Annotated in this window: 5 protein-coding genes; all 5 read right to left on the reverse strand. The window is 69.7% G+C overall.

Annotation, left to right across the window (positions count from 1 at the left end; genetic code table 11):
- Window positions 1-98 precede the first annotated feature (98 nt).
- The 5 genes from ACQKIP_RS34860 to ACQKIP_RS34880 are packed head-to-tail and all read right to left on the reverse strand — an operon-like array spanning window position 99 to window position 6,917.
- A complete protein-coding gene (locus ACQKIP_RS34860; protein ID WP_365860188.1) occupies window positions 99-1,712 on the reverse strand; it encodes a type VI secretion protein in 1,614 nt (537 codons plus the stop codon).
- A gap of 3 nt (window positions 1,713-1,715) precedes the next feature.
- Entirely contained in the window at window positions 1,716-3,137 is a 1,422-nt protein-coding gene (locus tag ACQKIP_RS34865; protein WP_365860189.1) for an ATP-binding protein, read from the reverse strand.
- Window positions 3,138-3,155: 18 nt separating this feature from the next.
- Entirely contained in the window at window positions 3,156-4,715 is a 1,560-nt protein-coding gene (locus ACQKIP_RS34870) for an SCO6880 family protein (RefSeq protein WP_365860190.1), read from the reverse strand.
- Window positions 4,712-6,088, reverse strand: a complete 1,377-nt coding sequence (locus ACQKIP_RS34875) for a hypothetical protein (RefSeq protein WP_365860191.1) — start codon at window positions 6,086-6,088, stop codon at window positions 4,712-4,714. Before ACQKIP_RS34875 ends, ACQKIP_RS34870 begins: the two co-directional genes overlap by 4 nt.
- Window positions 6,078-6,917 carry a hypothetical protein gene (locus tag ACQKIP_RS34880; protein ID WP_365860192.1) on the reverse strand — a complete coding sequence of 280 codons (840 nt, stop codon included), beginning with the start codon at window positions 6,915-6,917 and terminating at the stop codon, window positions 6,078-6,080. Before ACQKIP_RS34880 ends, ACQKIP_RS34875 begins: the two co-directional genes overlap by 11 nt.
- Window positions 6,918-7,078: the final 161 nt, after the last annotated feature.

The following is a 7,078-nucleotide window of genomic DNA, read 5'->3' on the forward strand; positions in this document are numbered from 1 at the left end:
GGGTTGTACGGGGGTAGGACGGGGACCCTGAGGGGCGGTCCGGGCGCGGCCGGTGCGGGAGGGGCTGGCCCGGGTGGGGCTGGTCCGGGCGGGGAGGGCTAGCCGGGGAGTTCCGCGTGGGGCCAGCGGGTGCGGGCCTGTTCGCGGGAGCGCAGGAGGGCCAGTGTGGGCAGGCCGCGGTCCGCGCCGGTGGACAGGAGTTCCGGGAGCTGGGGGAGCGGGGCGACGGCGGCCACGTCGTCCAGGACCAGGGTCATTGGTGGGTCGAGCCGACCGGAGGATGACCGTTCGGCCATGCGCCGGCCGTGCTCGACCACGCTTGAGGCGAGTGCCGTGAGGAGGGGCATCGCGCCTGGTCCCTTGGGTGACTTGGGGTCCTCGATCGCTTCACCCACCACAAAAAGCGTGCCCCCTTCATCGATGAAGGAATCCAGCGTGAGGGCGTCGTTTCTGTTGGGGGTGCAGGATTCCCGTACGTTGAGGGTGAAGAGCGCGGAGAGCGCGCGGGCCGTCAACTCCTGGGCCATGTCGCGGCGTTCCGGATACGCGGTGAGGGCCGCCTCCAGCTCGCCCGCGGCTCCCGATGAGGCCTTCTGGTGGGTGCGGAGGATGCGGACCGCTTCCTGTACGCCGTTTCCCTGGGCCCAGCGGTGTACGTGCTTGACGGGGCGGCCGTCCACCGCTGCGGCGTGCAGGAAGCTGCGGAGGAGGGTTTCCGATGTCTCTGCTACTGAGCTGTCCAGTTTTGCGCTTGGCCTTATGGGGGCGAGGAGGGCGGTGGCTCTTTGGGCTGCCACTGCCTTGTCCTCGCAGTTTGTGGTGGGGGACCAGTGCAGTCTTGCGGGGGTGTCGCAGAGGTGGGAGGGGTCGTAGACCAGGACTGGGCCGAGCTTCGCTCTGGCGTCCTTGGTTTCCTCCCACAGGGTGGGGTCCGATGTGAGGATCAGGGCTGCGCTTTCCGCGTCGCGGATGGCCTGGATCGCGTGCGCGCGGCGGGTCTCTGCGGGGCCCAGTACCAAGGGGGTACGGGGGGTGGGGACCGTGGCTGCTTCTGTACCCAGGGTTTCGGTGCTGTACCCCTCGGCGGGGCTGGCGCTCATCTCACCGGCGCCCGGCATCGTGGGCTGTGCCCACCCTCCCCCACTCTCAACTTCGTTCGAGCGGGGGGACCCCCATCGCCCTGCGGGACGCCTGCCCACAGCGGGAACAGGCGGGTGGACGTCCTCGGCGGGGCTGCGGGCGGGGGCGGGCTGGTCGGGTACGTGCTCGATCGGAACGTCCGCAGGCGCAGAAGCCGGACCCGCAGTCGCCCCCGCGCGTCTTGCCCTCCGTACCGCCCGCCACCTCGTCACCGTCCCCAGTACGAAGATGGTGAGGACGACCAGGACCATCAGTTGGCCGATCAGGAGGCCCCAGAACAGGCCGTAGCCCGTGAGTTGGGCGGCCGGGGTGGCCGGCCAGGCGCCCGCGATGTCGTGGGGCTGCTGTACCAGCTGCCGCATCGCCACCGGCGTATTGCCGAAGGTGACGTGCTCGGGCCAGGAGCCGTGCGAGAACAGGCCCGCGAGGCCCGTCGCCGACCAGACGAGGACGGTCAGGCCGAGCACGAAGGCGAGGCCGCCCACCAGGAGGCCGTCGGGAACCCCCCGCTCCCGTGACTCGCGCCGCCCGCCCCGGTCGCGGTACTCGGGCTCAGGCTCCCGGTATCCCATCGCTCATGCCACCCCGGAACGCGACGACGAAGGACCGTTCATCTGCTGCTCCATGTACGCCGCACGCTCCTCCGCCTCCAGATCCGCGGCCCGCAGCGCCTCGTCGCCGACGAACTGGTCCGCCGACGATTCGGTCATGGCGCGGTCGGTGAAGACCAGGGGGCGCTCGGTCTCCGTGATCAGGTGTTTGACCACCTGGACGTTGCCGTTCACGTCCCACACCGCGATGCCCGGCGTGAGGGTCGGGATGATCTCCACCGCCCAGCGGGGCAGCCCGAGCACCCGGCCCGTCGCTCTCGCCTCGTCCGCCTTCTGGGCGTAGATCGTCCTCGTGGACGCCATCTTCAGGATCGCGGCCGCTTCCTTGGCCGCCGCCCCGTCCACCACGTCGCTCAGGTGGTGGACGACCGCCACGAAGGACAGGCCGAGACGCCGGCCGAACTTGAGCAGCCGCTGGAAGAGCTGCGCGACGAAGGGGGAGTTGATGATGTGCCACGCCTCCTCCACCAGGAAGATGCGCTTCTTGCGGTCCGGGCGGATCCACGTGTGTTCGAGCCAGACGCCGACGATCGCCATCAGGATCGGCATCGCGATCGAGTTGCGGTCGATGTGCGAGAGGTCGAAGACGATCAGCGGGGCGTCCAGGTCGATGCCGACCGTCGTCGGGCCGTCGAACATGCCCCGCAGGTCACCGTCGACCAGGCGGTCCAGGACGAGCGCGACGTCCAGACCCCACGCCCGTACGTCGTCTATGGCGACGTTCATGGCTTCGGCGGACTCCGGCTCCGGGTGGCGCAGCTGCTCCACGATGTCCGTGAGGACCGGCTGGCGCTCGACGATCGTCTCGTTCACGTACGCGTGGGCGACCTTGAGCGCGAAGCCCGAGCGCTCGTCGAGGCCGTGCCCCATCGCGACCTCGATGATCGTGCGGAGCAGCGCGAGCTGGCCCGTCGTCGTGATCGCCGGGTCGAGCGGGTTGAGGCGGATCCCCATGTCGAGGGCGGCCGTGGGGTCGAGGCGGATGGGAGTTATGCCCAGCTCCTCGGCGATGAGGTTCCACTCGCCGACGCCGTCCTCGCCCTGCGCGTCCAGGACGACCACCTGCCGGTCCTTGAACCGCAGCTGCCGCAGGACGTACGTCTTCTCCAGGGCCGACTTGCCGTTGCCCGACTCGCCGAGCACCAGCCAGTGCGGGGCGGGGAGCTGCTGCCCGTACAGCTGGAAGGGGTCGTAGATGTACCCCTTGCCGGAGTACACCTCGCGCCCGATGATCACGCCCGAGTCGCCGAGGCCGGGGGCGGCCGTCGGCAGGTAGACCGCCTGGGCCTGCCCCGTCGACGTACGCACCGGGAGTCTGGTCGTCTCCACCTTCCCGAACAGGAAGGACGTGAAGGCGTCCGTGAGGATGGTCAGCGGATCCCGCATGATTGGCAGCCCTCAGCTCTAGCGTCGGATGCCGGTCGCGAACGGCAGCGTGTTGACGAAGGCCCTGTGGTGCTCGCGGTCGCACCACTCCAGCTTCAGATACGACTTCCCGGCCGAGGCCCGGATGGTGCGCTTGTCGCGTGCGAGGGCTTCGGGGGAGCGGGACGAGACGGTGATGTAGCCGACGAGATTGACGCCGGCCGCGCCGCTCGCGAGGTCCTCGCCGCGCTGGTCCAGACGGGAGTTCGACGCGATGTCACGCGGGTCGACCGTGCGGTTCAGCTTGGCCTGACGGCTCGCCTCCGCCTCGTCGTTCGTCTTCTCCGTCAGCATGCGCTCGATGGCGACCTCGGTGGGTTCGAGGTCCATGGTCACCGCGACCGTGCGGATCACGTCCGGGGTGTGGACGAGCAGAGGGGCGAGGAAGTTCACGCCGACGGGGGTCATCGGCCACTCCTTCACCCAGGCCGTGGCGTGGCACCAGGGAGCGCGCGTCGAGGACTCGCGGGTCTTGGCCTGGAGGTAGGTGGGCTCCAGGGCGTCGAGCTCGGCGGGCCAGGCGTTGCGCTTCGTCATCGCCTGGATGTGGTCGATGGGGTGGTCCGGGTCGTACATGGAGTGCACGAGCGAGGAGAGCCGCCCTTGCCCGAGCGGCTGCCGTACGCGGATGTCGGCTTCCTGGAGCCGCGAGCAGATGTCGGTCAGTTCGCGCGCCATGACGACGGCGAGACCGGCGTCCTTGTCCAGCTTCCGGCCGCCGTGCGGGCGGCTGGCGCGGGCCATGGCCTGGGCCTCGGCGGCCAGATCGCGGGAGTAGTGCATGCAGGCCACGAGATACGCGCGGTGCTGCTCGCTGCTGGTGGACACCATCGACTGGAGCTGCTCGTACGACTGCTGGAGCCAGGGCAGTGCCCGGTCGTCGCCTCGTACGGTGACGTCCTTGGCGTGGGCGTCCGGGTCGGCCGGGAGGGTGCGCGCGAGCATCTGGAGGCGCGTCACGAAGCCGTCGCCGTTCGCGACGTGCTTGAGCAGCGTCCCGAACCGGTCGACGAGCGCCTCCTGGTCCTCGGAGTCGCGAAGCCCGACGCCCGGGCCCTCGATCTCGATGGCGGCGGTGACGGTACGCCGGTCGGCATGCAGCAGTACGGCGATTTCATCCGGCCCGAAGGGCGCGGCCAGCCAGCTGATGCGTCCGATGCCCGGCGGCGGGCCGACCTCGACCTCCTTGCCGTCGAGGCGGACGCCCGCCTCGGGGGTGGCGGAGCGGTAGGCGGTGCCGCGCTTGAGGGAGCGCTTGAAGCTGCGGTTGATCTCGAACCACTTGTAGAACGTGCGGCCCTTGTAGGGGACGTAGACCGCGGCGATCGCGAGCATGGGGAAGCCCATGAGCAGCACGATGCGCAGGGAGAGGACGGGGACGAGGAGCCCGCACATCATCCCGATGAAGGCTCCCGCGATGATCAGCGCGATCTCGCCGGTCTCCCGGTTCTTGCCGACGATCGCGTTCGGCCGCGCGCGGCCGATCAGATATGTGCGGCGGGGCGCGATCGGTTGCGACACGTGGGACTGAGTCGTCAACGCCCTTCACCTCCCGTGCGTTTGGTACTGCCAGTGGAACCGTTTCCTGAGCCGCCTCCGCCGCGGTTGCGTGCGTGCGGAGTGCTGGTGGCGCTGCCCCTGGGCGGGGGCGCGGCGGATGGGACAGATCCGCCGCCGCTCGATGAGCCGCCGGTGCCGCCGCCCCCGCCGCCTCCGCCGGTGCGGCTGCTGTGGGCGGCGACGCCGCCGCTGACCGCGTTGGCGGGCCGCGGCTGGTTGTTGCCGCCGCCTCCGCCGCCGCGGGAGCTGTGGGTCTTGATGCCCTGGGACACGAGGGACGCGGGGGAGGTGATGACGGCCGCGGCGCGGTTCTCGGCGCCCTGGGAGATGCGGTTGTTGCGGGAATTGGCGATCTCGTCGCCGAAGCCCGGCACGAAGCGGTAGATCATGGCGCTCGCGAAGATGGCGAGCAGGATGATCGAGAGCCCGGAGACGACCGCCGAGAACGCGTCGGGCCCGTCGTCGGCGGAGAGCGCCCCGGCGAGGCCGAGCACGATGACGATGATCGGTTTGACGAGGATGACGGCGATCATGATGCCCGCCCAGCGGCGGACGTGCGTCCACAGGTTCTTGTCGACCAGACCCGCGTACACGACCGTGCCGAGCAGGGCGCCCACGTAGAGCAGGGCGGCCCGGATGACGAGCTCCAGCCAGAGGACGCCGGCGGCGAGGATCGAGACCAGCGAGACGACGATCAGCATGATCGGGCCGCCGCCGATGTCCTCGCCCTTCTTCAGGGCTTCGGAGAACGTCCCGAAGAAGGTGTCCGTCTGGCCGCCGGTCGCTTTCGCGATGACGTCGCTCACGCCGTCGGCCGCCGAGACGACCGTGTAGAGGATCAGCGGCGTGAACGCGGAGGCGAGGACCGTCAGCCAGAGGAATCCGATGGCTTCGGAAAGCGCGGTGGTGAGGGGGACGCCTCTCACTGCGCGTTTGGCGACGGCGAGGAGCCACAGGAGCAGGGTCAGGATGGTGGACGCGGCGAAGACGACTGCGTACTGCTTGAGGAAGCTGGGGTTCGTGAAGTCGACCTCGGCGGTTTTCTTCACGGCTTCGGAGAGCTTGTCGACGGTCCAGGACGCGGCGTCCGCGCAGCCCTTTGCCAGGGAGGAGAGGGGGTCCAGGGAGGAGGTGAGGGGGTCTTCCGTGGGGTATTTGCCGCTGGAGTCTCCGCTGCCGCCGTCGTTGCCTTTTTCGCAGTACTCCTTGGCCGGGCCGCGGATGAGATCGCAGGGGTCGTCATCGGGTTCCGGTGCGGCGAAGGCATGCGTCGCGAAGAGGACCACCGCTGTCTGCACGGTGGTGACTGCTGCGGCCAGCGTGAGGGTGCGGCGGCGATTGCTAGCGGGCATAGGTGAACCCTCCGTACTCCTCCACAGCCTTCGCCATGTCGTCTGCCGTGGAAGCCCTCTGGTCGCGCCCGACGGGAACGGGGCCGTCCTTCTGCTTGAAGTCGGCGACCTTCCAGTCGCCACCGACCCACCGCAGCTCGTACGTGTTCGTGTACCAGCTCTCGGAGACGGGGTTCTTGGCGCTCTCCCCGGCCAGGCCGAACAGCGACGAGTACCAGATGTCCACGGTCGCGGAATTGCCGCTCAGCTTCTTGACCGTGGTGCCCACGGGGATGATGCGGGAGACGAACGTCGTGCCCTTCGGCGCACTGCCGTCGGGGTTCAGCCCGATGCCGGTCAAGAACTCCTTGCCGGAGTACACCTTGTCCAGCGAACTCTGGCGCTGGGCGGCCGCCTGCGGGGTGTAGACGGTGTTGACGATGCCGTGGCGAAGGTCGGGCTTGAACATGTCCGCCGAGCCCAGCGCCACCGCATAGTTCGCGGCAGCGGACTGCGCTCCCTGCTCGCTCTTCGCGTACCCGGAAGGAATGCCCGACGTCTTGCCGTCGACCGGCCGTTCCCCGGTGGGGGCCGTGGGATCCGCCCCCGCCTTCTTGCCGTCACCGCCGCCGCCCCCGGCGTCCTCGCCGCCACGATTCGCGAACGCGATAGCCGCGATGAGGAGGACCACCACACCGACCACCGTCACGAGGCTTCGTGACGAAGAACGGCTGGATCTGCGCGCTCCTCCGTAGACGTCCTGGCCGCCTCCCTCGCCCTCGGGGAGCCGTGTCCGGGTCTCGCCCGAGCCGCCGTAGAGGCCGCCGTTCCGCTCGTCGTCGAGACTCATGCCGCGTACGCCCCCTCAACCTCTCGGTGAACCGCCACGTACGACGGTAGCCGTGCTGGTTCCCGCGCGGGCGCGGTGTGGTGACTCGACATCAGGGAGTTGCAACCTCAGCCGGTGGGCGCGACGGGTGGGTGGGTCGGAGGGGGACAGGGGGAGGGGAC

It is taken from the genome of Streptomyces sp. NPDC059900 (genome assembly GCF_050270335.1).
Classification (GTDB): Bacteria; Actinomycetota; Actinomycetes; order Streptomycetales; family Streptomycetaceae; genus Streptomyces.

Coding starts and splice junctions, on each gene's coding strand:
- ACQKIP_RS34860 (WP_365860188.1), bottom strand. CDS start 1,712: ATGGGATACCGGGAGCCTGAGCCCGAGTACCGCGACCGGGGCGGGCGG.
- ACQKIP_RS34865 (WP_365860189.1), bottom strand. CDS start 3,137: ATGCGGGATCCGCTGACCATCCTCACGGACGCCTTCACGTCCTTCCTG.
- ACQKIP_RS34875 (WP_365860191.1), bottom strand. CDS start 6,088: ATGCCCGCTAGCAATCGCCGCCGCACCCTCACGCTGGCCGCAGCAGTC.
- ACQKIP_RS34880 (WP_365860192.1), bottom strand. CDS start 6,917: ATGAGTCTCGACGACGAGCGGAACGGCGGCCTCTACGGCGGCTCGGGC.